26 protein-coding genes are annotated in these 23,797 nt (G+C 37.4%); 5 read left to right on the top strand and 21 right to left on the bottom strand.

Annotated features, from left to right (window positions below; all coding sequences use genetic code 11):
- Positions 1–19: 19 nt before the first annotated feature.
- On the bottom strand, positions 20–403 hold the full coding sequence (gene nusB, locus ACFQU5_RS02120) for a transcription antitermination factor NusB (RefSeq protein WP_390284230.1): 384 nt from the start codon (positions 401–403) through the stop codon (positions 20–22).
- Between the two features lie 167 nt (positions 404–570).
- Between nusB and ACFQU5_RS02115 the strand changes: the two genes are divergently transcribed.
- Complete coding sequence (locus tag ACFQU5_RS02115; RefSeq protein ID WP_390284228.1) at positions 571–1,173, top strand: hypothetical protein; 603 nt, start codon at positions 571–573, stop codon at positions 1,171–1,173.
- A gap of 137 nt (positions 1,174–1,310) precedes the next feature.
- Here the strand turns inward: ACFQU5_RS02115 and glpK are convergent, their stop codons facing one another.
- The 4 genes from glpK to ACFQU5_RS02095 form a co-directional block, all read right to left on the bottom strand.
- Positions 1,311–2,801 (bottom strand): glycerol kinase GlpK, encoded by a 1,491-nt coding sequence (gene glpK, locus ACFQU5_RS02110; protein ID WP_390284226.1) that lies wholly within the window; start codon positions 2,799–2,801, stop codon positions 1,311–1,313.
- A 205-nt stretch (positions 2,802–3,006) separates the two neighbouring features.
- Complete coding sequence (gene tlp / locus ACFQU5_RS02105) at positions 3,007–3,234, bottom strand: small acid-soluble spore protein Tlp (protein WP_390284224.1); 228 nt, start codon at positions 3,232–3,234, stop codon at positions 3,007–3,009.
- 148 nt (positions 3,235–3,382) lie between these two features.
- Positions 3,383–3,787 carry an Asp23/Gls24 family envelope stress response protein gene (locus tag ACFQU5_RS02100; RefSeq protein ID WP_390284222.1) on the bottom strand — a complete coding sequence of 135 codons (405 nt, stop codon included), beginning with the start codon at positions 3,785–3,787 and terminating at the stop codon, positions 3,383–3,385.
- Between the two features lie 135 nt (positions 3,788–3,922).
- Entirely contained in the window at positions 3,923–4,903 is a 981-nt protein-coding gene (locus ACFQU5_RS02095; RefSeq protein ID WP_390284220.1) for an LLM class flavin-dependent oxidoreductase, read from the bottom strand.
- A gap of 351 nt (positions 4,904–5,254) precedes the next feature.
- Here ACFQU5_RS02095 and ACFQU5_RS02090 point away from each other — a divergent pair, with 351 nt between their 5' ends.
- Positions 5,255–5,461, top strand: a complete 207-nt coding sequence (locus tag ACFQU5_RS02090; protein WP_390284218.1) for a helix-turn-helix domain-containing protein — start codon at positions 5,255–5,257, stop codon at positions 5,459–5,461.
- Between the two features lie 988 nt (positions 5,462–6,449).
- Here ACFQU5_RS02090 and accC read toward each other — a convergent pair.
- The 12 genes from accC to ACFQU5_RS02030 all read right to left on the bottom strand — a co-directional run bounded on the left by accC (position 6,450) and on the right by ACFQU5_RS02030 (position 14,440).
- Positions 6,450–7,832, bottom strand: a complete 1,383-nt coding sequence (gene accC / locus ACFQU5_RS02085; RefSeq protein ID WP_390284216.1) for an acetyl-CoA carboxylase biotin carboxylase subunit — start codon at positions 7,830–7,832, stop codon at positions 6,450–6,452.
- Between the two features lie 14 nt (positions 7,833–7,846).
- Positions 7,847–8,344 (bottom strand): acetyl-CoA carboxylase biotin carboxyl carrier protein, encoded by a 498-nt coding sequence (gene accB / locus ACFQU5_RS02080; RefSeq protein WP_390284213.1) that lies wholly within the window; start codon positions 8,342–8,344, stop codon positions 7,847–7,849.
- A gap of 186 nt (positions 8,345–8,530) precedes the next feature.
- The gene (locus ACFQU5_RS02075; protein ID WP_390284211.1) at positions 8,531–9,067 is read right to left on the bottom strand and encodes a SpoIIIAH-like family protein; all 537 of its coding nucleotides are present in this window, start codon (positions 9,065–9,067) and stop codon (positions 8,531–8,533) included.
- On the bottom strand, positions 9,064–9,477 hold the full coding sequence (locus tag ACFQU5_RS02070; RefSeq protein ID WP_390284209.1) for a hypothetical protein: 414 nt from the start codon (positions 9,475–9,477) through the stop codon (positions 9,064–9,066). The genes ACFQU5_RS02075 and ACFQU5_RS02070 overlap by 4 nt, the downstream gene beginning before the upstream one ends.
- A gap of 186 nt (positions 9,478–9,663) precedes the next feature.
- On the bottom strand, positions 9,664–9,801 hold the full coding sequence (locus ACFQU5_RS02065) for a hypothetical protein (RefSeq protein ID WP_301137645.1): 138 nt from the start codon (positions 9,799–9,801) through the stop codon (positions 9,664–9,666).
- Positions 9,798–10,709: a stage III sporulation protein AE gene (locus ACFQU5_RS02060; protein WP_390284207.1), complete on the bottom strand. Its 912-nt coding sequence runs from the start codon at positions 10,707–10,709 to the stop codon at positions 9,798–9,800. The genes ACFQU5_RS02065 and ACFQU5_RS02060 overlap by 4 nt, the downstream gene beginning before the upstream one ends.
- Before the next feature lie 14 nt (positions 10,710–10,723).
- Positions 10,724–11,101 carry a hypothetical protein gene (locus ACFQU5_RS02055; RefSeq protein WP_390284205.1) on the bottom strand — a complete coding sequence of 126 codons (378 nt, stop codon included), beginning with the start codon at positions 11,099–11,101 and terminating at the stop codon, positions 10,724–10,726.
- 8 nt (positions 11,102–11,109) lie between these two features.
- Positions 11,110–11,316 (bottom strand): stage III sporulation protein AC, encoded by a 207-nt coding sequence (locus ACFQU5_RS02050; RefSeq protein WP_137729024.1) that lies wholly within the window; start codon positions 11,314–11,316, stop codon positions 11,110–11,112.
- 480 nt (positions 11,317–11,796) lie between these two features.
- Positions 11,797–12,354, bottom strand: a complete 558-nt coding sequence (efp, locus tag ACFQU5_RS02045; RefSeq protein ID WP_390284203.1) for an elongation factor P — start codon at positions 12,352–12,354, stop codon at positions 11,797–11,799.
- A 15-nt stretch (positions 12,355–12,369) separates the two neighbouring features.
- The gene (locus ACFQU5_RS02040; protein WP_390284201.1) at positions 12,370–13,431 is read right to left on the bottom strand and encodes a M24 family metallopeptidase; all 1,062 of its coding nucleotides are present in this window, start codon (positions 13,429–13,431) and stop codon (positions 12,370–12,372) included.
- Positions 13,432–13,446: 15 nt separating this feature from the next.
- Entirely contained in the window at positions 13,447–13,875 is a 429-nt protein-coding gene (gene aroQ / locus ACFQU5_RS02035; RefSeq protein WP_390284199.1) for a type II 3-dehydroquinate dehydratase, read from the bottom strand.
- 112 nt (positions 13,876–13,987) lie between these two features.
- Entirely contained in the window at positions 13,988–14,440 is a 453-nt protein-coding gene (locus tag ACFQU5_RS02030) for a hypothetical protein (RefSeq protein WP_390284197.1), read from the bottom strand.
- Positions 14,441–14,624: 184 nt separating this feature from the next.
- On the opposite strand from ACFQU5_RS02030, the gene ACFQU5_RS02025 reads away from it, so the two are divergent.
- Together ACFQU5_RS02025 and ACFQU5_RS02020 are read left to right on the top strand one after the other, a co-directional pair.
- Positions 14,625–15,509, top strand: a complete 885-nt coding sequence (locus tag ACFQU5_RS02025) for a DUF1385 domain-containing protein (protein WP_390284690.1) — start codon at positions 14,625–14,627, stop codon at positions 15,507–15,509.
- 129 nt (positions 15,510–15,638) lie between these two features.
- The gene (locus tag ACFQU5_RS02020) at positions 15,639–16,403 is read left to right on the top strand and encodes a TSUP family transporter (RefSeq protein WP_390284195.1); all 765 of its coding nucleotides are present in this window, start codon (positions 15,639–15,641) and stop codon (positions 16,401–16,403) included.
- 47 nt (positions 16,404–16,450) lie between these two features.
- Here ACFQU5_RS02020 and ACFQU5_RS02015 read toward each other — a convergent pair whose 3' ends face one another.
- Positions 16,451–19,024: a vitamin B12-dependent ribonucleotide reductase gene (locus tag ACFQU5_RS02015; RefSeq protein ID WP_390284193.1), complete on the bottom strand. Its 2,574-nt coding sequence runs from the start codon at positions 19,022–19,024 to the stop codon at positions 16,451–16,453.
- Positions 19,025–19,262: 238 nt separating this feature from the next.
- On the bottom strand, positions 19,263–20,096 hold the full coding sequence (locus ACFQU5_RS02010; RefSeq protein ID WP_390284191.1) for a lipoate--protein ligase family protein: 834 nt from the start codon (positions 20,094–20,096) through the stop codon (positions 19,263–19,265).
- Between the two features lie 107 nt (positions 20,097–20,203).
- On the opposite strand from ACFQU5_RS02010, the gene ACFQU5_RS02005 reads away from it, so the two are divergent.
- Entirely contained in the window at positions 20,204–20,587 is a 384-nt protein-coding gene (locus ACFQU5_RS02005) for a rhodanese-like domain-containing protein (RefSeq protein ID WP_390284189.1), read from the top strand.
- A 385-nt stretch (positions 20,588–20,972) separates the two neighbouring features.
- On the opposite strand, the gene gcvPB is transcribed toward ACFQU5_RS02005, so the two are convergent.
- Positions 20,973–22,442 (bottom strand): aminomethyl-transferring glycine dehydrogenase subunit GcvPB, encoded by a 1,470-nt coding sequence (gcvPB, locus tag ACFQU5_RS02000; protein ID WP_390284187.1) that lies wholly within the window; start codon positions 22,440–22,442, stop codon positions 20,973–20,975.
- The gene (gcvPA, locus tag ACFQU5_RS01995) at positions 22,435–23,781 is read right to left on the bottom strand and encodes an aminomethyl-transferring glycine dehydrogenase subunit GcvPA (protein ID WP_390284185.1); all 1,347 of its coding nucleotides are present in this window, start codon (positions 23,779–23,781) and stop codon (positions 22,435–22,437) included. The genes gcvPB and gcvPA overlap by 8 nt, the downstream gene beginning before the upstream one ends.
- Positions 23,782–23,797 lie beyond the last annotated feature (16 nt).

Raw genomic sequence — 23,797 nt, 5'->3', positions numbered from 1 at the left:
GTTACATCCTTTCAAACGACTATTGTTGTGTGAATTTAGATAGTACACCGTTTACGAATTTGCTCGATTTTTCATCACCGAATGTTTTACAAAGCTCTATCGCCTCATTCAGAACAACACGGTTCGGAGTATCTTGCATAAATTTTAATTCGTATATAGCAATTCTTAAAACTGTTCTTTCTATTTTAGGTAAACGGCCTAATGACCAGTTCTCTAAGTTTTTAGTAAGCAGTTCATCAATTTCTTCTAAGTTTTCTTTAACACCATGTACTAACTTTTCAAAAAAGGTATCTGATTCCTCTTCTTCTAGTACGTGGCTAATTGCTTCCTGTAATGTTAGATCTGTATTATCTAACTGAAACAGTACTTGCACTGCTTTTTGGCGCGCATCATGTCGTTTCATGTATAAATCTCCTTCATTGGTAACATTAGTTTTTATAATAACATATTTTAGCTTTCCGAACACTGCTTCAATCATTTCCGCCTAAAAAATTTGTCGGGAGGTTGTCAGTATTTTATTGACCATAATGGGTGATTTATCTACGATAGAAATGAAATGAGGTGTTTTGTTTGTGGAAACAGTATTTAAGTGCAGTTGTAGTTGGAGTTGTAATTGCAATTTTTGAGTTTCCATTTTGGATAGCAGCAGTTCTTCTTTTAGGTGTTTCACTCTGGATTATCGGTGAATTTCTTTATATTTTGTATGGTTCCACCAATATGGAAAAAGTTGAAAAGTTCATTATTGCCAAGCAAAAGGAGCCTATCTACCACTTTGTTTATGCTCAAGGATTTGGTACATTACAAGATCAAATTTTAGCTATAGATAAAATCCTAAGAAAGTATAAACAACCTCATATTCATCAGTATTACCTAGCTTTACAGCAACTACTTTCGAATAATTTTGAACAAGCACTTATTGAGGCAAATCAAATTGGAAAAGAACCGATCATGAGCTATACGAAAGCTCTGATACTCGTACAAATGGGGAATATCGAAGACGCGAAAAGCTATAAATTCGAAAAACAGTGGATGGAAGAAGCGATCATTGCAATGATTTCAGCGCAAAATAAGGACAAAGGCAGTTTTGAGCTGCACGCTAAAAAAGCGATGAATGCCGCTCGAGGCGTACAGAAACTAAGTTTAATTTATAGCTTTAAAGCGATGGATATTTAATTACAACATAATCCTTATACGAATACTAAACCTAATATGATTTTTATCATTATTAAAAAAGTGCCATACATTTCTAAATGGCACTCTTTTACTTCTTATCCCCACAAAACCACTTCAGTTTTCTCTTATCATCACTCTTATTTAAAGATCTGTGCAGCTTTAACTGCCTTTTTCCATCCGCTATATAAGTCCGTTCGATTGTTTTCCTCCATTTTCGGTTCGAACTTGTGGTCTTGATTCCAATAATGGCTAATTTCTTCCTTGCTCTTCCAAAATCCTACTGCAAGCCCTGCTAAATAGGCTGCCCCTAAAGCAGTTGTTTCATTAATAGCTGGACGTTCAACAGGAACGTTCAAAATGTCTGACTGGAATTGCATAAGGAAATTATTTTTCACTACGCCTCCATCAACACGCAGTGATTTTAAGGAAATCCCCGAGTCCGCTTCCATCGCACTTAATACATCCTTCGTTTGATAAGCCAAAGATTCTAATGTTGCACGGATAAAATGCTCCTTTTGAGTACCACGTGTTAATCCAAAAACAGCACCCCGCACCTCACTGTCCCAATAGGGTGTACCTAAACCAACAAATGCCGGAACGACATATACTCCTTCTGTACTTATCACTCTCTCCGCATATTGCTCACTTTCAGAAGAATCTCGAAGCATTCTTAAACCGTCACGCAACCACTGAATAGCCGATCCAGCGACAAAAATACTACCTTCGAGAGCATACTCTACCTTGCCGTCAATTCCCCAAGCAATAGTTGTTAATAAGCCATGATTGGAGTGAACTGCTTGTTCTCCAGTATTCATTAGCATAAAGCATCCAGTGCCATAGGTGTTTTTAACCATTCCGGATTCAAAACACGCTTGACCAAATAGTGCTGCTTGCTGGTCACCAGCAATCCCGGCAATTGGGACCTCAACGCCAAAGAAGTGCTTTTTCGAGACATGTCCATAGATTTCTGAAGAGGGGCGTACCTCCGGCAGCATAGATATAGGGATTCCTAGTATATCTAATAGCTCTTCATCCCATCTTAACTCGTGAATATTGTACATTAATGTTCGAGAGGCATTTGAATAGTCGGTGACATGAACCTTTCCTTCTGTCAGTTTCCAAAGAATCCAAGTATCAATGGTACCGAATAATAATTCCCCATTCCTACTCTTTTCTTTTGCCCCTTCAACATTCTCCAAAATCCATTTCACCTTCGTACCCGAAAAATAAGCATCAATTAACAAACCGGTCTTTTGATGGAATAACTCCCCGTATCCAGCTTCATTTAGATCATTGCATATTTCCGCTGTTTGTCTAGATTGCCAGACAATGGCATTATAAATTGGTTTTCCAGTAGTTTTATCCCAAACAACGGTTGTTTCCCTTTGATTCGTTATGCCAATCCCTGCAATTTGTTCTGGTCGTATATTTTTTTCTGTTAAAACCGTTGCGATTACTGAAAGAATCGAACTCCAAATTTCATTTGCGTTATGTTCAACCCATCCAGATTGCGGGAAATGCTGTTTAAATTCCCTTTGCGATACATATTCAACTTTTCCTTCTTTATTAAATAAGATGGCTCTTGAACTTGTTGTGCCTTGATCTAAAGATAGAATATATTGTTCCATATACCTCTCCCCTTTCCAGCAAGAAGTTGTAAGATCATCATTATCCGGCAATATGACTAGCATTACAATCTTACAATCTATTACTAATATTTATCCATTTATCATATAAAGTAAAACATTTAATCCTCATCGTATGTACTACTTGTAACTTTTAAAAAAGAGCATGTCCAATGCGACATACTCTTTTTTAGCTATTTAAACAATATTAGTGTTCCCTATGGGCTGCTTCATCTTTAATCTCTTCTCTTAGCCCGTCAATCGCCTCTTTTCGGCGCTTATTTTTCGACTGAATTTTCGCCTTTTCTTCCGGGCTTGAAAAAGCAAGCGTTTCTTCTGCAGCTTCAATATTTTCTAGTGTATTGTGAATTGTAGCTTGTAATTTTTCAACGTTATCGGATCGATCATCTGGTTTTGGTCTATTATGATTTGTCATCGTGTATCCCTCCAAAGTGATTATTATAAAATACGGACTTAGTTTGGTACCTTTTTTAAGCTTTATACGGTTTATGGTTTCTTTTTTTTGAGAAATAAAAATACCACAAAGGTGCTTTTAAACCTTTGTGGTATCGATGTAATTGTAATTATTCTGCTTCTTTTACCTGTTCAAATTGTATTGCAGTAATATGAACATTCACTTCGTTCGTATCAATCGATGTCATATTAAGGATAGCCTGTCTAACTACAGTCTGGATTTCCTTTGCTACTTTTGGGATTGAAAATCCATATTTAACCGAACAAAATACGTCGATGACAATTTGTCCTTCTTCCGTAATTGTAGCTTTGACCCCTTTAGAGTGTACTTTTTTACCAAAACGTTCAGCAACGCCTGATGCAAAGCTACCACGCGTAGCAGCAACGCCGTCCACTTCCGTTGTCGCGATACCTGCAATCACTTCAATGACTTCTGGAGCTACTTCGATTTGACCAAGTTCTTCTTTTCCAGAAGGAGTTGGTTGTATGAAAGCTTTTGTTACTTTCTCAGCCATCTTCTTCATCCTCTCTTACTTCATAAATCATTCTATTTTATCAAAAACAGTAATTTATAAAGACTTCTATTTAATTTCATTATACACCAATTTTCTCCAGTACGCTTATTACGAACACAGATTTGTTTTATTTTCTTAGGCTTCTTTCCATACTTTAGAAAGCAACTCATACGATTTTTTTCGATCATTAATATTATAAATCGGACTATTGATCATTAGCTCATCTATTTCTCGATGGCGCATAAATTCCACTAATTGATTATATACTTTTTCGCTCGAACCATAGAACGTATACTTTAGCTGTTGATGCACAACCTTCTTTTGTTCCTCTGTCCAAAGATTGGTCATGTCTCGTGGTGGTTGCGTTTTCCCTCTTTTTCCTTGGATAATTCCCAAGAACTGCTGAAATAAAGTACTCGCTAAAAACTCTGCTTCTTCCTCTGTATCTGCTACAACTGCATTGACGGCAACCATTACATAAGGCTTCTCTAGAACTGCTGAGGCCTTGAAATTTCTTCTGTAAGTAGCTATTGCATCGTCCATTAAATCGGGTGCAAAATGACTTGCAAACGAATAAGGCAATCCTAATTGACCTGCTAACTGTGCGCTATATAGACTTGAACCTAATAACCAGACCGGAATTGACATCCCTTTACCCGGTACCGCGATAACAGGGCGCTCGACATCTTCAAAGTATCCTCTCAACTCATCCACTAACCGATCAAATTCATAGGCACCTCGATCATCTCGACGCAATGCCCGAGCCGTCAACATATCTGATCCTGGTGCTCTCCCTAATCCTAAATCAATACGTCCAGGATACATGGATTCCAGCGTCCCAAATTGCTCGGCAATAATTAGTGGCGAGTGGTTTGGCAACATAATACCACCAGACCCAACACGAATTGACTTTGTACTAGCTGCTAAATACCCTATTAAAACAGCAGTCGCCGAACTAGCAATCCCTTGCATATTATGATGTTCTGCTACCCAATAGCGATGATAACCAAAGTTTTCAACTGCCTGAATTAATTCTCTACTATTTTGAAATGACTCAGCGGGTGTACTGCCTTCTAGTACCGGTGCTAAATCAAGTACTGATAATTTCGGTAACATTTATGTCTCCCCCTCTCATACCTATTCAGTATAAAACGAACTTTATAAGGAATCATTTATTTTACCTCGGCATGGAATAAGAAACCAAGATTGCTTCATAGAAAACACACTAAAATAAAATTTTATTTAGTATAACCCTTTCCCCAGAAAAAAGATCGCCTCCTTGTTTTGAGCCGATCTTTTAGAGTATATAGGGTATTTATTTCGAGGTAACTTCTTCTTTTTAGAAGTGTTTAAAATGTCGTTCTCTCTAGGAATTTCGTATTAAACTTCCCTGACTGGAAAACTTCATTACTCATCAATGCTAATATTACGCATATCGTAATCAAGATATTATACTAAGCTGATCATATGGTAATTGAAGTGAAGTTAGAGGCTTTATTAGAAGAACGAAAGCTTAAACAATACCAATTATCAAAAATGACTGGATTGACAACTCGTACTATTTCTGGATTGGTTAATAATAAAATGGAACGAATACCTATAAAGGCAATATGTAAAATTGCAGAAGGTTTGAAAATTGAGGATATAGTGGAGATAATGGATTTTAAGAAATAAAAACTAGGCTCACAGTGTAGTGATAAACTGGACTCTGTTGCGATATTCAACTTGACTTATGGGGGTAAGTCATTGAATATAATTTGGGATATGTCGATTGTTTATAAATACTTAGACAAATTAATTACAAAACTTATCTAACTCAAATCATCTTTAGCACCTATAATACATACAATGAGGAAGATAATAAAACTCATTAGAGGCACCAGAACAATTATAGAATTTACAAACATAATACAAACCCCTTTTAAATCTAGTTTATTTATTATGCCTGAGAAAGAAACTAACATACGTCCCCTTTTTGAGATAACTATCTCTGTAAGTGTATTCCTTTCTTCCCTATAATATCTTTGTAACATTAATTTACAAAGAAAAAAGACCGTTCTCTATAGTGGAAAGACGGTTTTAATAATTTCTCAAACTAATATTCAACAATTTTAGAAAAATAAGTTAAATTGCATTAGATCCACTTATTGCTGCCAGGCATTCTATTGTAATCGTATTAAGTTAAAGGAATCGTTGTTGGAGCAACGGTTCTTTTTTTGTTTAAATTTATAAATAATCCCCACGACTATTCAAAAACTCTTCTTAATTTATGCCTAAATATTGAGTGGTGACTGCTAGAGATTTGTGTGAGAGTGCTTTACTTATCACCACTACATCTGCACCCTTTTTCTTAAATTCATCGCATAGAGCCTTCTAATGGCATGAGCATTTATATTGTTCAAAGCGTACTTTCTCGCATAATTAAATAATCGTTTTGTAATGGCATTGTTACATCAACCAAAATCCGAGGTGTGATAACAAGTGTAGGTTCTTCTTTCTTTTAATCGATTGGTATTAATTCGATTGCTTTAATAAAATCATTTAAATCAAAAATTCCTGTTCTTACTCTTGATTTACTTTTAGACAATAAAAAGACCTCCTAACTCATTGAGTTAGAAGGTAATAAACTTTAGTAACTAATTAACTTGTTCCATTCATCATTCTAGTCCACAGAAGCGATTTCTTCTTTTTTAGAAGTGTTTAAAATGTCGTTCTCTTCAAGGAACTTCGTATTAAAATTCCCTGACTGGAAAACTTCATTATTCATCAATGCTTCATGGAATGGAATCGTTGTGTGAATTCCTGGTCCGTCTACTTCAAACTCACTTAAGGCACGATTCATTTTTGCAATCGCTTCTTCACGAGTATCCGCATGAACAATCAATTTCGCTACCATAGAATCGTAATAAGGCGGAATTGTGTATCCAGCATATACTGCAGAGTCAATACGTACACCATAGCCGCCGGGAGTTATATAAGTTTCAACAGTCCCAGCTGAAGGCATAAAGTTTTTGTAAGCATTTTCTGCATTGATGCGGCATTCAATTGCCCATCCATTCATTTTAATATCTTCTTGGGCGAACGGAAGAGCCTCACCTGCAGCAATTTTTAACTGCTGTTGTACTAAATCCACACCTGTAATCATTTCCGTAACAGGATGTTCTACTTGAATTCGTGTATTCATCTCCATGAAGTAGAATCGATCTTCACGATAGTCATAAATAAATTCAATTGTACCTGCACCTTCATAATTACATGCTTGTGCTGCCAACACAGCCGCTGCTCCCATTTCTGCACGACGTTCTTCGGATAGTGCAGGAGATGGTGCTTCTTCAACTAGCTTTTGCATACGACGTTGTACTGTACAGTCACGTTCACCCAAGTGTACGACATTTCCGTATGAATCTGCCAACACCTGGATTTCACAATGACGGAAGTACTCGATGAATTTTTCTAAATAGACACCAGGATTACCAAATGCAGCCGCTGCTTCTTTTTGTGTAATTTCAATGCCTTTTACTAAATCCTCTTCTGTACGTGCTACACGAATTCCTTTACCGCCACCACCAGCAGTTGCTTTGATAATGACTGGGTAACCGATTTCACTTGCCCATTTCTTGCCTGTTTCTATATCTGGCACAATGCCTGTACCAGGTACTAACGGAACACCCGCTTCTTCCATCGAACTACGAGCAACGTCCTTAATGCCCATAATTTTGATAGAATCCGATGATGGTCCGATAAATTTAATACCCGCTTGCTCACAGCTTTCTGCAAAATCAGCATTTTCAGCCAAGAAGCCATAACCAGGATGAATCCCGTCCACACCTGTTTTTTCTGCAACGCTTAAAACAGCTGGGAAGCTAAGGTAAGAATCCTTTGATAACTTCGGTCCAATACAATATGCCTCATCTGCTAATTTAACGTGAAGTGCATTACGGTCTGCTTCTGAGTAAACGGCCACAGTTTCAATGCCTAATTCTTTGCATGCACGAATGATACGTACGGCAATTTCACCACGGTTTGCAATTAATACCTTTTTCATCGTTAACGCACCCCTTACTCAGGTTTCACTAGGAATAGTGGTTGACCGTATTCAACTAATTGACCGTCTTTTACTAGAATTTCAACGATTTGGCCCTTGATTTCAGCTTCTATTTCATTGAAAAGCTTCATTGCTTCAACGATACAAACGATTGTTTCTTCACCAACTTGATCCCCTACTTTTACGTAGGCAGGCGAATCTGGCGATGATGCTTGATAGAATGTGCCGACCATCGGAGAAGTGATTTTATGTAATGACGAGTCATCTACATGAAGTGGTGCTGTATTTTCTTCCACTTTTACTTCTTCTACTTTTGGAGTTTCTGTCACAACAGGAGCTGCAACTTGTTGAACGACTGCAGCAGTTTCTTTTGCCGGTACAACTACCTCTGAAATAACTCCATTATTTTTTTTCAGTTTAAGTTTAGCCCCATCGTTTTCATAGACAAATTCGTCAATTGATGAATTGTCCACTAATTTGATTATCTCTCTCAATTCTTGTACTTTAAACATGAGAACACCCCTTGTACTTTAGTAACTACAATTACCATTTTATATTTTTTTAATACTTTTTGAAATACATAAATAGATTTTTATTGAAAAACGTGAAAAAACAGTGCTTTCGTTGCTATAACGAATGCACTGCGTAATTTCTGTCTTATTAACAATATTAATACTATATTAAAAAATATTATCGCATTAATAGTAATTTGATTCAGGGTTTACCGTTACTTGTGCATCTTCAATTTCTGATTTTACAATGTAAATAATTTCGTTTGCTTGTGCTGATGATAACTCTTCAGTCAATACTGAAACTGCCACTTTTTCTTCATTTATTCGTACTAAAGCATCTGAATAACCAATAGATTCAATTAACATTTCCAGCATGGATTCTGAAGATTCTTGAGCAATTAACGCATTCATTTCATTATAGGCAGCACTTTTTTCTTCTGCTGTATAGTCGTCAGATGCAATTTTTTCTGTTAATTGAGTTCTTAACTGATCTCGTTCGTTACTAACTTCCATACGCATTTCATCGAATAAATAACTTTCTGAAGTAGTTGTTGTAATTTCTTCTTCCGTTACACCCGTTAGAGTAGTTTCTTGTAATGTGTCATCTGTAAAAATTGTTGTTAAATCCACACTGCGATTTGGTTCAAATACATAATAAACTGAGATAACAGCCGCCAAACTTAGTAGCGTTAATAACCATACGGTTCTTCTTTTTACTTTCATTGTTCATCTCCTTTGTTCTCCATAGGTACAATCATAATTCTGTGAGTAGGCATTTGCATGACACTACTAATAGTTTCTAAAAGTTGCTTTTTTATAGCCGGGTTAGACGCCCCTTCCGATACAACGAGCAATCCTGATAAATATTTTTCATGTTCACTTGAACTTAGATATCCATTTAGTAAGCTGTCTGAGTCATTTTCACTGGGAGTTTGGTTCTCATAATGGAAATATACCTTTACTTGTCCAACTCCTTGAATCTGACCGAGTACTTGTTCAAGTCTACTTTCTTCTGTTGATGATTGATTTTGCTCTTCATTTGACTCATTCCACGTAACAGAAATGTACGCAATGAACACTAATACTGCAATCGGAATAAAGATTAATTTTTGTTTTTTCCATTTATTTTCCACCTCACGTTTTTTTGGCGCCCCCTTTCTTTCTATTACACCTCGGCTTTTTGCCGATAGGCATTTACTTTGTTCAGCAAGATTCATTGTTTATACGTGAAATGATCATGCCTTCTAGGTGATTACAGCCTTACTGATCAAAGTTTTCTGTTTCAACACATTGTATGAAGCTAGTCCCAACTCTATGCTTTAGAGTTTAAGAAAATCTAATACTGTTGTTAAAAAAATTAATAAGGTTGCTAGTTTTACATAGACCAGGATGTCTTTTTCATCTGCCAAAAGTAGTAAACATTTTCCTATTAAAATAATCGCGATTAGTTTGATCAAAAGCTTTTCCCCACCCCTAGCTGCATAATTACCATTAATATTAACCAAATAAAGACAAAGGCAATTCCTAACAAAATGGCAACTGCACAAAGCAGCAATAATGACTTTCCTACATCATCCAGCAATCCACTAATAGTACTTCCAGTAAATGGTTCCACTATCGCAGCTATAAACTTAAATGTTAACGCATGAATAAGCAGCCTACCTGCCGGATAGAAGGAAGCCCCCCAAAAAGCAGTCATGGCCCCAAAACCAACCACTGTTGTAGCAGTCGATTGATATTTGTGAAAAATAGAAAAACCTTCAACAATCAGTGATCCAACGATCGGAACAGTTTGCTCAATTACCTTCTTGATCGGGCTTGCGATAGCTTGGTCAATTGTAAAGAATGCAACACCTGTAAAAGAAAGTACTGTAACCATCGCTATAAGGGAGGCAGTAATTAACGTCATCACTGTTCCCCGTATCAATTCAGAAGCCTTTGAAAATGAAATATCTTGAATAAACCTTGTACAAAAATCCAGTATTAATGCCACAGTAATGGCCGGGATTAATATTTTTTTGCAAAGTAAAATCAACATCTCGAAAATAAAAAGAATGACCGGGCTCCATGCGATAAATGAAAATACTGCATTTAAAACAACTAAAAGCGAAGTTAAAATTGGTGTAATCGCTAAAAAGAAATCAGAAGCAACATCGACTAAATTTCCCATCAAGGAGAAAGCATCCACCACAGTTTGTCCAAGTGTTAAAACGAGAATGATCACAAATAGTGCATCCGCAAATTTTTTGAATTTCGGTACAAACGCTTCGACTATTAAAAACATGATGGTATAAGTCAAGATTAAAATGATGGATTGTCCAGCAATTTTCAATGGGTCCAAAAAGATATTTAGTATTTCATGCATTGGCACAGAGCCCCTTACTGAAGCTTTTCTAAAATTGACGATAAACTTGACAATATTTTTCCTAGTTCACTTGTCCAGTAAAATAACAGCACGATACGAATTGAGAACATTACGAGTTCGCCAAATGTTTCATAATCCTCTTCCTCAAAAATCGATTGAAAGAACAAACCTAGCTGATAGAAAAGTGCAGAGTACACAAGTTGAGGTACATAAGGCACTGACTGTACATATGAAAGGAGCTGCTCTAAAAAAGGAATAGTGAGCATCGACAATAAGAAATATAATAGGACGAAAAAAAAGATGACGACAATTATTCCATGTAGTTTGTTGATTGTTTCTTTGATAAATATTAAAAGAATCATTAGGATTACGGCATAAATTAAAAATGTCATAGTTTAACCTAATTTAAATTAAGCCATTGGAAGAATGTAAGAATGTCGCCAAAGAAAAGCCGTAAAAATCGTATTAGTTCTGCAGTAATATACAAATATGCAATAAAAAATATAAAGAATGAGAATTCCTTCTTGCCGATTTGCTCGAAGAAAACATGCAGCAAAGCAATTATGAGCCCTACTCCAGCTACTCGCAAAACGTCCTGTAACTCCATCACGACGCCTCCTTGTGTAAGGCAATATATGAGCTTGTTCAAAAAAATAGACCTTGAACTGAAGAAAAAAATCATCTAATAGATAGATGACTCAGACTGTTGAATAACGCTCGCATCCGCGTTACTTGCCTCGCTCGGCCCCTCATGAGGCGAAAGCGAACAGGATGTTAGTCATGCGAACTATGGCACAGGACGTGCCGTTTTTCGTTCGCGTACTTCTCCGTTCTATTGTCGATGCAGAGTAAAACTGACCGACTAGCGTTTTCAGGACATTCATAGAGTCCAATCATAGGAAGCGGGACTCCGAACACACTTGCGATTTCTTCTCTTGTGAGTTTTCGAGACACATCTAATAGATAGAAGACTTTTTATACCTTATTAACAACCTGGCAAAATTATTAGCTATTAAAATAAAAAAAGAGTGCAAACAAGGTCAACTTGACCCTTGTCTACACTCTAAAATCCGAAACTATTTCCTACTTAAGCACGCGATACGTAAGATCCTTCAGTAGTATTGATGATTAATTTGTCGCCTTCATTTACAAAGAATGGTACGTTTACCATTAAACCAGTTTGCATTTTCGCAGGTTTAGTACCGCCTGAAGCTGTATCACCTTTAATACCTGGTTCTGTTTCAGCCACTTCAAGAACAACTGTATTTGGTAATTCAACACCCAACATTTCACCTTGGTAAGATTGGATATGAACTTCCATATTTTCAAGAAGGTATTTTAACTCTTCTTCAATTTGCGCACCTGCAAGTTCTGTTTGCTCGTATGACTCCATATCCATGAAAATATGAGAATCACCTTGTGCATATAAATATTGCATTTTACGGTTGTCGATTTGTGCTTTTTCTACTTTTTCACCAGCACGGAAAGTTTTTTCTGTTACGTTACCGTTACGTAGGTTACGTAATTTAGAACGAACGAATGCTGCACCTTTCCCTGGTTTAACGTGTTGGAAATCCAATACGCGGTATAATTGGCCATCAATTTCTACTGTAAGGCCAGTACGGAAATCATTAACTGAAATCATAGCTGTTTTCCTCCATTATAAAATAATTAATTCTTTGTTTGAATGAGTTAATTTTTCATTACCTGTTTCTGTGATTAAAACATCGTCTTCAATACGAACTCCACCAATTCCCGGTAAATAGATACCCGGTTCAATTGTCACAACCATGTTCGGTTCCAAAACCGAGCTAGATCTTGATGAAAGTGCAGGACCTTCATGTACTTCTAAACCGATTCCATGTCCTGTTGAATGTCCAAAGGCTTCACCATAGCCCTTAGATGATAAATAATCACGAGCAATGCTATCTGCTTGCACCCCAGTCATTCCTGGTCCTACTTTTTCCAAGGCAAGCAGTTGTGATTCCAACACCGTATTGTACATTTCAACAAGCTTTTCGGAAGGTTGTCCAACTGCAATTGTTCGAGTAATATCTGAAATGTAACCATTATATAAAGCACCGAAATCAAGTGTAACGAAATCACCTTTTTCAATCACTTTGTCAGTAGCTACACCGTGCGGCAATGCACTGCGCACTCCACTTGCTACAATCGTGTCAAAAGAGGAGGCTGTTGCCCCTTGTTTCCGCATGAAAAATTCCAATTCATTCGAGACTTCAAGCTCGGTTAAACCGGGCTTGATAAATTCTAGAATATGCGAAAATGCATTATCAGCAATCTCACATGCAACCTTAATAATATTAATCTCTTGTTCAGTCTTTATCAAGCGAATTTTTTCAATTAATCCAGAAAGCGGTACTAATTCAGCTGATATGAGCGATTTATAAGTTTCATACATTGAGTAAGTCAATGTATCTTTCTCAAAACCTAATGTTTTGATACCCATTTTTGCAATCGTATCTGCTGCTTCTTGAAAAATAGTCCCTTCATGTTGAACAATACGGAAATCTTGAATTTGTTTGTTAGCCTGTTCTGTATATCGGAAATCCGTAATAAACACTGCATCATCTTGTGATACGATTGCAACTCCAGCCGATCCAGTGAACCCAGTCATATAACGGCGATTAAATCCGTTTGTAATCAGCAACCCATCAACATTCTGTTCTACTAACGCTTTACGTAATTTTTCTAATTTAATCATTTAAAGCTCCCCCATTCATTGTTCCAAGAACTTTCTAAGCGCCAGTTCATAGCCAAAAGTTCCAAGACCGCATATTTGTCCAACACATTCTGCAGCTAACTTTGATTCATGACGAAACGATTCTCTTTTATGTATGTTTGAAATGTGCACTTCAATGACAGGCACATTTACAGCTGCAATTGCATCCCGCAGCGCAATACTTGTATGTGTATATGCGCCAGGATTAAAAACAATTGCCTTAACATCCGCATCTTCTGCTTCGTGGATCCAATCAATTAAAATTCCTTCATGATTAGATTGTTTAAATTCAATGGTAGCATTAAATTGTGCTGCGAGGTTGATGCATTTCTCTTTTACATCATCCAAAGATTCACTTCCATAAATTTCTGGCTCACGTTTGCCTAGACGATTTAAATTCGGTCCATTTAGCACTAAAACCTTCATCAACATTCTCCTCTTTTTAGCGGATAGGAAAGTATATATTTTGGATTATCCGCAATCAACATGGGACATTCACATTGGGCATTAAATCTTGTTTTAACGAAAATTACCACTTTTATTTTACCACAGAGTCCTTATACGGCAACTTATTTTGTTCACTATGAGCCGCGTAGTGGAAAGCAGCTGTTTCAAAGACAAATCTAGCAGTAATAATCACTGTAACCATAAAAGGGATAGATAATTTCTTAAAAGATGAAAGCTCTGCCGGCAAATCAAAAATTACCCACTCACATATAAGCGCCAATATTGAACCAATAATAAGCGAAGTTAGAAAGCTAGGAACCATCTCAACAAATTGCATAGCAAAATAAAGGAGAAGCGTTATTAAAAAAATCGCAATAAGTAAAAATAGCCATTTTACTGACCAATGACTTGATTCCATTATATTTAATCTTTTGGCGTAGCCAACTGGACTCCATTTAATAAAATGAAAAAGAGATAAGAGTTTTAAGCCAATCGTTAAAAGAATAGAAGCAAATAAACTTGTAGTAACAGCTAAATAAATCACGGACAGCACCTCTTTTTTTTAATAAGTTTCGCCAATATTTAAAATTCATATGCGTAAACGTAGAGGTTTTGACGAATATTTAGTACAATGAATTAGTTATAAGTTTTATATTTTGAGAGAGTGGTGTAGAACCTTGGCTAATGAAGCACCTGTATACGGCGGACAAGCACTTCTGGAAGGGGTCATGTTCGGTGGAAAGGATCATACCGTAACAGCAGTTCGTAGAAACGATGATTCAATTGAATACTATTATGCAAAAAAACCGAAAAAACCCATTTTTCAAAAACTAAAAAAAATCCCTTTTCTTCGAGGAGTAATTGCATTAATCGAGTCTTCGGGACTTGGTGCAAAACATCTTCAATTCTCAAGTGAACGCTATGAAATTGACCCTGGTGAAGAAGTGCAAAATAGCGAAGAAACGTCGAAACTTCAAATGATTTTAGGTGTAGCCGTTGTTGGGGTTATCTCCTTCCTATTTGGTAAATTTGTCTTTACCTTAGTGCCAGTATTTATGGCTGAATTATTTTCACCTTGGATATCCGGGAAATACCCTCAAATATTCTTAGAAACTTTTTTCAAACTGATCTTACTTTTAAGTTATTTATATGTCATATCGATGACTCCATTGATAAAACGTGTATTCCAATATCACGGTGCAGAACATAAAGTCATCAATTGTTATGAAGCCGGCTTAGATGTTACAGTTGAAAATGTCCAAAAACAATCGAGACTGCATTATCGTTGTGGTTCAAGTTTTATCTTATTTACAGTTGTAATCGGGATGTTTGTTTATTTCTTTTTCCCTACTGATCCATTGTGGTTGCGTATTGTGATTCGCATTCTTTTAATTCCAGTTGTACTGGGAATATCATTCGAAGTACTGCAAGCAACGAATTCGCTTAGAGGTATTCCTGTACTGAAATATTTAGGTTATCCAGGTTTATGGCTTCAATTATTGACAACAAAGGAACCTAAAGATGAAATGGTGGAAGTAGCAATTGCTTCATTTAAGAAATTGCACGAAGTTGAAAAGGATCCTGAGATTGGAATGAAATTACATCACGATTAACATAAACGCATTTGGTGGAGACCAAATGCGTTTTTATTATTGTTATAAAGATAGAATAATCCATTTACAATTTCAGGCAACTTCGATAAGATTACCACAATACATTAATAGTTTAGGGGTAGCGCAAAAATGGAACTGGATTTAACGAAAGTAATCATTATCATCTTTTTTGGGTTTGTCGGCGCTTTTATAAATGCTACTGTTGGTGGTGGGGGCTTAATCACGCTTCCCGCCCTATTATCCGTAGGTCTTCCCCCATCGGCAGCCATCGCTACAAATAAGTTAGCAGCTTCCATGGGGAACTTAACCAGCTCATTAACGTTTTTTAAAGCTGGTAAAATTGATCTAAAGCTACTCGGCCCCATTCTGCCCTTCGTTTTCATCTTTTCAATGTTAGGTGCGTGGACAGTTCATTTAATAGATTCCGAGTTGTTGAGGCCATTAATTATTGTTATGTTAATAGTCGTATTGATTTATACGCTATTAAAAAAGAATTGGGGACAGTTAGAAGAGCGAAAGCCATTAGACTGGAAGCGTGGTACACTCTTTGTTGCTAGTATTCTACTATTAGGCTTCTATGATGGCTTTTTCGGACCAGGGGCAGGTTCCTTTATGATGTTCGTCTTGTTAATCGCAGGCTTTGATTTTTTACAAGCGGCCGGCAATGCAAAACTACTAAATTTCATTAGTAATATTGCAGCACTTATCATGTTTTTAATTTTAGGGGAAGTAGTCTTCACGTACGGATTAATTATGGGTGCATCAATGATTGTCGGTGCTTTTTTTGGGACAAAATTCGCACTTAGCAAAGGGACAAGTTTCGTTAGAATGCTCTTTATCATCATGACAGTTGTTTTAATTATTAAAAATATCTATGATTATTGGTTCGCTTAAAAACAAAAGGCAATCTCCATAATGGAAATTGCCTTTTTGCTACCTTATTATAGCCCACATTTTAGTTGTGCCCCACAGCCAGTACATGTGTTGCAGCCACCTAGTTCTTCAACTGTTCCTTGACGACAAACTGGACAAGTATTCCCAACTTCAGATCCAATTGTTACGTTTGTAGTTGCAAGCGGTGCAATAGTATCTACTAAAACTACAGGTTGTTTCTGTTTTACTTCCTCTTCAAGTACTTCTTCAAAAGCTAACTGCTCATCATGAGAGGATTCTGCTTTTAACGTAAGTACTTGTGAGTCACGGCTTCCATCCACATAAACCGTTCCACCTTTTGCGCCACCATTGTATAAACGTTCGTACACTTTTTGGACCTGTTCGACAGTATATCCTTTAGGTGCGTTTACCGTTTTAGAAATGGATGAATCCACCCAGCGCTGGATGACACATTGTACATCCGCATGTGCTTCCGCTGATAGTTGCATTGATGATACAAACCAATCTGGCAAGTTATTTTCATCTGCTTCCGGATGTGCCTCTAAATATTCCTGAACGATTTCTGCCTTTACTTCGATAAATTTCCCTAGTCGACCTGAACGGTAATAAACGAATGAGAAATATGGTTCAAGGCCAGTTGCAACTCCTACCATGGTACCAGTAGATCCCGTCGGAGCAACTGTTAATAGATGCGAATTGCGAATGCCGTTTTCAAGTACACCCTGGCGAACATGTTCAGGCATTTTTTGCATATAGCCTGTATTGATGAAGGCTTGTCTTAAGCGATTTGTTTCTTCCGGTGTTTCCCCTTCAAGGAAAGGGAAACTTCCACGTTCTTTTCCGAGTTCGATCGACGTTTCATATGCTGCTACCGCAATCGTCTCGAAGATTTTATCGACAAGCTCGTTTCCTTCCTGTGATCCATACTCTTTTTCACAGTAGATTAATAGGTCAGCTAGTCCCATCACTCCAAGACCGACTCGACGTTCTCCTAAAGCTTGTTTACGATTTTCCTCCAGGAAGTATGGTGTAGCGTTAATAACGTTATCCTGCATTCGCACACCTATTTGAACTGTTTCACGCAGTGCTTCGAAGTTGACTGTTTTCGATTCTTTCTCAGCAAACTGAGCCAAATTCACAGCAGCTAAATTACACACTGAGAATGGTGCGAGAGGTTGCTCTCCACACGGGTTTGTTGCAACAACTTTTTGACCATAGCTTCGCGCATTTGTCATGTCGTTTGCATTATCGATAAAGAAAATACCCGGCTCTGCTGCATACGTTGCACAGATATTGATCAAGTTCCAAAGTTCACGAGCTTTAATTTTACGATAAGTATGAACTCGGTACCCTAGAGCTTCCCATTCACGGACATCCCCTACTTCGTGCCATTTTTCGTTGTAGATGGCCATTTCTTCAGGTGTGTAGCTTGCAACATCCGGGAATCGCAATTCATAATCTTCATCATTCTCAACAGCTGTCATGAAGTCTTTTGTTAATGTCACAGAGATGTTTGCCCCTGTTAAGAATTCTGGATTGTGAACACTATAAGTACCACCATCACGCAATTTAGATTCTGCTTCCTTGATTATAGGTTCATTGAATCCCCCTAGACCAGGAATATTTCTATAGTTAACAATCCCTTGATACATTGCTTCTTCTTGCTGAGTTAATGGTTTGAATTTTAGTTTTTCATTTGCTAATTGGGAGATTAGTTCATCATTCGTATTTTCGATTAGGAAACGAAGAATACGTGGGTTTTGCATTTTTGAAATGATGAATTCCACAATATCGGGGTGCCAATCCGCTAACATAATCATTTGAGCACCTCGACGACTGCCACCCTGTTCAACTAGATGCGTCAGCTTCGCAATGTCATCTAGCCACGATACAGATCCACTCGATTTTCCGTTTACACCGCGTGCTAATGTGTTGCGCGGACGAAGTGTCGAACCATTTGTACCAACTCCACCACCGCGGCTCATAATTTCCATTACTTGTTTACGGTGATCACTAATTCCTTCACGGCTATCGGCAACAAACGGCATAACATAACAATTAAAGAACGTTACATCTGTTTGGGAGCCAGCCCCATACAGCACGCGACCAGCTGGAATGAATTTTAAAGATACGAGCTGATCATAAAACTTCGCAAACCACTTTTCTCTATTTTCTTCTGTCTCTTCAACAGCTGATAATCCAAACGCATTACGTTTTGCAATTTGTTCATAGAAAATTTCAAGAGGCTTTTCAATGACGTCTAATGAGCGTACGATGATACCTGTTTGTTGTTCTGTTGCATCATCTAGAACATGGCGGTATTCTTCATCGATTAAAATTTGTGCTTTCTTTGCTTCTGCATCAATCGATTGAATATAACCTAAACCACGGGCAGGAAATTTCGGATCTTCTTTGATCGTTAATACGACAAAATCTCCGGCCTTTAATGTTTTCTTTTCGGTATCCTTAAACGAATAGCGATCAATCATTACCAATCTTGAAACACCTTTATGCGTAATATGCATATCCGGTGTAATTGGATGTACTTGAGGAAATTTCTCTATGTCTTTATTGAGTTGTTCTACGAGGATGGTTGTTTTCGTTTCTTTTGCCAATACCATCTGCCAGCCTCCCTTAATAGATAATACATCTAGTATAATCTACTTCAGCCATCACCACAACATATAGTGTCTGAGAAATAAAGTAAATACTAGATGTAGTTAATTTTTCACTAGAAAAGATTACCTTATAAAAAATATCATTTCAAGGGCTTGATTTTTTTAAAACTATTTCAAATCCTTTATTTTAAAGACTTTCAACTCTATAAAAAAATTTCCGGGATAGAAGAAACGTACGTTCTTACTTTTTAAAATTCCATTCATCACTTAAATATTTTGTTTCTTCCAGCATTTTTACATATTGTAATTGTTCTTCAGTTAATTGATAGGGCACCAATTCTATCTCCAATGCTTCCTCAAATCCCTCTCTGAAGGCCTTGATACATTGCGAAATCGTAATTTCCTTATCTGTTAATCTATTAATGGCAACAGCCTTTTCCGGGAGCTTCTGACGCATCTTCTCTTTCGCTTCAGGTGAAGAAAATTTAAATACAGAAAGGAGTTTCTCTTCATCAAGATCAAGTAATATTGCTCCATGCTGTAAAATAACACCTTTTTGGCGAGTTTGAGCACTTCCCGCTACTTTTTTCCCTTCAACGACTAATTCATACCAGCTAGGGGCATCAAAACAAACGGCGCTTTTCGGTTTCTTTAAGTCAGCTTGTTTTTCCTCTGTATCAGGGATGCTAAAATAGGCATCTAAGCCTAATTTTTGAAAACCTAGAAGCAACCCTTCACTCAGCACCCGGTAAGCTTCTGTCACACTTGCAGGCATCTCGGGGTATTGTTCTGTCACTATGATACTGTAGGTTAATTCACTTTCATGCAAAACTGCCCTACCACCAGTTGGGCGTCTCACAAATCCTAATTTTTGTTCTCTTAAAACTTCTAAATTTATATCTTTTTCTGCACTTTGAAAATAACCAATGGATAGTGTAGCTGGATTCCATTCATAAAAGCGTATTACTGGAGGAATTTCTCCTTGACTATGTAAATCAAGCAACGCTTCATCTAACGCCATATTATACGAGGGACTACATGGTCCTGAATTAATAAAATACCATTTTGCTTTCATTTCATCATCTCCTAAAACGCACTAAATATCATTTTAACAAACTGATTGGACTAACGCCACTTTCTCTTTTATAATGGAATATGAAGAAAGAAAGGAGAAATTTTGCAGTGGCTGTACTTTATACAATTGCTATCATACTAGGTCTTATCATCGTATACGTTCTAGTAAATTCACTGCGTCTTAAGAAGGCAGTGACAAACTTAAATCAAGATGAGTTTATCCAAGGCTATCGTAAATCACAACTAATTGATGTGCGTGAAGTAAAAGAATTTGAAGCGGGTCATATTTTAGGTGCACGTAATATCCCCTCAACGCAACTTCGCCAACGCTACAAAGAAATCCGACCAGATTTACCAGTCTACCTGTATTGCCAAAATGCAGGCCGTAGTGCGCGTACTGCTCTTTTCTTAAAGAAAAAAGGCTATAATCAGGTTTACCAATTACAAGGCGGATTCAAAACTTGGACAGGTAAAGTGAAATCAAAAGCATAAGCCATTAGAAAATCACGATTCATGCCCAAAATCGATCGGGCAATGTTTTGTTCTTATGTTGCTTTTACTCAAAATTATACTATTTTACCGACTAAAAGGGACGTCTCAAAGTTTGTGAGATGTCCCTTTAAAATGATTCGAAATATATATCTTCCCTGCCGCTCTTTACATTCTTCCATCTATATGACACGCAAAAAAAGCGCTATCCCAAAATGACATATTATGAGTTTCTTCCTATTATAATATAGATTAATTTATTTTGGGCATTTTTTATTAAATTAAAAACAATCAAATTAATGAAACACCTTTTATCTGTTGTCAAATTTTTGATAAATTACCAACTAATAATGAAATAGACGTCCCATATCGAGACGTCTATTTCGTATTAACCTTCGATTTTCGTATAACGGAGTACCGGTGTACGGGCAGCACGAGTTTCGTCTAAACGGCTGATCACTGTTGTATGTGGCGCTTCTTGAACGATTGACGGATTCTCTTCTGTTTCATTTGCGATTTGAATCATTGCATCGATAAATGCATCTAATGTTTCTTTAGATTCGGTCTCTGTCGGCTCAATCATCATTCCTTCTTCAACATTCAATGGGAAGTAGATTGTTGGCGGGTGATATCCAAAGTCTAATAGACGTTTTGCAATATCCAAAGTACGAACACCCAATTTCTTTTGACGACGACCAGAAAGAACGAATTCGTGCTTACAATGACGGTTATATGGCAGGTCAAAGTAAGGCTCCAAGCGACGCATCATATAGTTTGCATTTAATACAGCATATTCAGTTACGGCTTTTAAACCATCTGGACCCATTGTACGGATATAAGTATACGCACGAACATTGATTCCAAAGTTTCCGTAATAGGGCTTTACACGACCAATTGATTGCGGACGGTTGTAATCAAAATGGAAAGATCCATCTTCTGTCTTCACTAAAACAGGTTTTGGCAAGAAAGGAATTAGATCCGCTTTCACACCAACTGGACCCGACCCTGGACCACCCCCACCATGAGGACCTGTGAATGTTTTATGAAGATTTAAATGTACACAGTCAAAGCCCATGTCTCCTGGACGCGCTTTACTCATAACGGCATTTAAGTTGGCCCCATCATAGTAGACCTTACCGCCAACCCCGTGAATGATTTCAGCCATTTCTATAATGTTTTCTTCAAACAAACCTAATGTATTTGGATTTGTTAGCATTAATGCGGCAGTATCTTCTCCAACTACACGACGTAAATCGTCTAAATCTACTAAACCATCTTCGTTCGATTTCACGGTAATAGTTTCAAAACCTGCAACCGTTGCTGAAGCTGGGTTCGTTCCGTGCGCAGAGTCCGGTACGATTACCTTGTTACGATAACCTTCGCCATTTGCTTCATGGAATGCACGAATCATCATTAATGCTGTCCATTCTCCATGAGCTCCCGCTGCCGGTTGTAAAGTCACTTCATCCATTCCTGTAATTTCTACTAATGAAGTTTGAAGTTCATATAATAATTCCATTGCTCCTTGTACAGTAGCCTCATCTTGTAGAGGGTGGATATTGGCAAAACCTGATAATCTAGCTACGTTTTCGTTAATCTTAGGATTATATTTCATTGTACAAGAACCTAATGGATAGAATCCTGAATCTACCCCGTGATTACGACGAGATAGGGCAGTATAATGACGCATAATGTCTAATTCAGCCACTTCCGGTAATTCAGCAGCTTCTTCACGTACAAATCCTTCTGGTAATAAATCTTTTAAATCAAAATCCTGTACATCTAATTCTGGTAAGCTGTAGCCTACACGTCCTTCTTTGGATAATTCAAAAATGAGTGATTGATTTTCGTTATGCATTGTAAGCCCCCATTTTCTCAACTAGTGCGTCGATTTCTTCTTTTGTACGTAATTCCGTAACAGCAATTAATACATTGTTTTCTAGTTCAGGATAAACTGTTCCTAAGTCGTAACCACCGATAATACCGTCTTGAATTAGTTGTTTATTTATTTCATTTACAGGTTTAGTTGTTTTCACAACAATTTCATTAAAATGTGCACCTTGGAACGAAACTGTGAATCCAGCTGCTTCAAAAGCATTTTTCGCATAACGCGTTTTCACAATATTTTGTTTCGCCATTTCTTGCACGCCGTTTTTACCAAGTGCAGTCATGGCAACAGATGCAGCAAGTGCTAATAATGCTTGGTTCGAACAGATATTAGACGTCGCTTTTTCACGGCGAATATGCTGTTCGCGGGCTTGCAATGTTAATACATAGCCACGACGACCATCCTGATCCACTGTTTCACCTACTAAACGACCCGGCACTTTACGCATTAGCTTAGTTGTTGTAGCGAAATAACCACAATAAGGACCACCAAAGCTTTCAGGAATACCAAATACTTGTGCATCCCCAACAGTAATGTCCGCCCCCAATTTACCTGGAGGTGTCAGGATGCCTAATGCAAGTGGATTTGCTGAAACAATAAATAATCCTTTAGCTTCATGAGCAATATCACCAATTGCTTGGAGATCTTCAATTTGACCAAAGAAGTTTGGATATTGCACCATAACCCCAGCTGTATTGTCGTCTATTAAATCTATTAATTTGTTGATATCAGTAACACCATTATTCGTTGGCACAGTCACAACCTCAATAGATTGACCGTATGCATAGGTAGCAACTACATCACGATATTCAGGATGGATTGATTCAGAAACAAGCAATTTTTTTCGACGAGTGTGACCCGCAGCAAGCATCCCAGCTTCCGCTAATGAGGTACCTCCATCGTACATCGATGAATTAGCTAAATCCATTCCAGTCAATTCTGCAATCATTGTCTGGAATTCAAAAATCGCTTGAAGTTCACCTTGTGAAATTTCAGGTTGATATGGTGTGTAGGCTGTGTAAAACTCTGAACGAGAAATAACATGATCCACAATGACCGGTTTATAATGGTTATAAATACCAGCACCCAAGAAAGAAATATTCGAATCCGTGTCTTCATTTTTTGCAGCAAGCTGTTTTAATTCTTTTAGTAGTGAAGATTCTGATTTTGCCGCTTTAATATCGTATAACCCTTGGAAGCGAACACTTTCAGGAATATCCGAAAATAGTTCGTTTACACTTTCTACACCAATAGTGGCAAGCATATCTTTTTTGTCTTGTTCCGTCATAGGAAGATAACGATGTACCATTATATAAGCCTCTTTT

This window comes from Ureibacillus sp. GCM10028918, assembly GCF_042666115.1.
In the GTDB taxonomy this organism is placed as follows: domain Bacteria; phylum Bacillota; class Bacilli; order Bacillales_A; family Planococcaceae; genus Ureibacillus.
The sequence above is the reverse complement of the archived record's forward strand: the minus strand, read 5'-3'. Positions and strand labels throughout refer to the sequence as shown.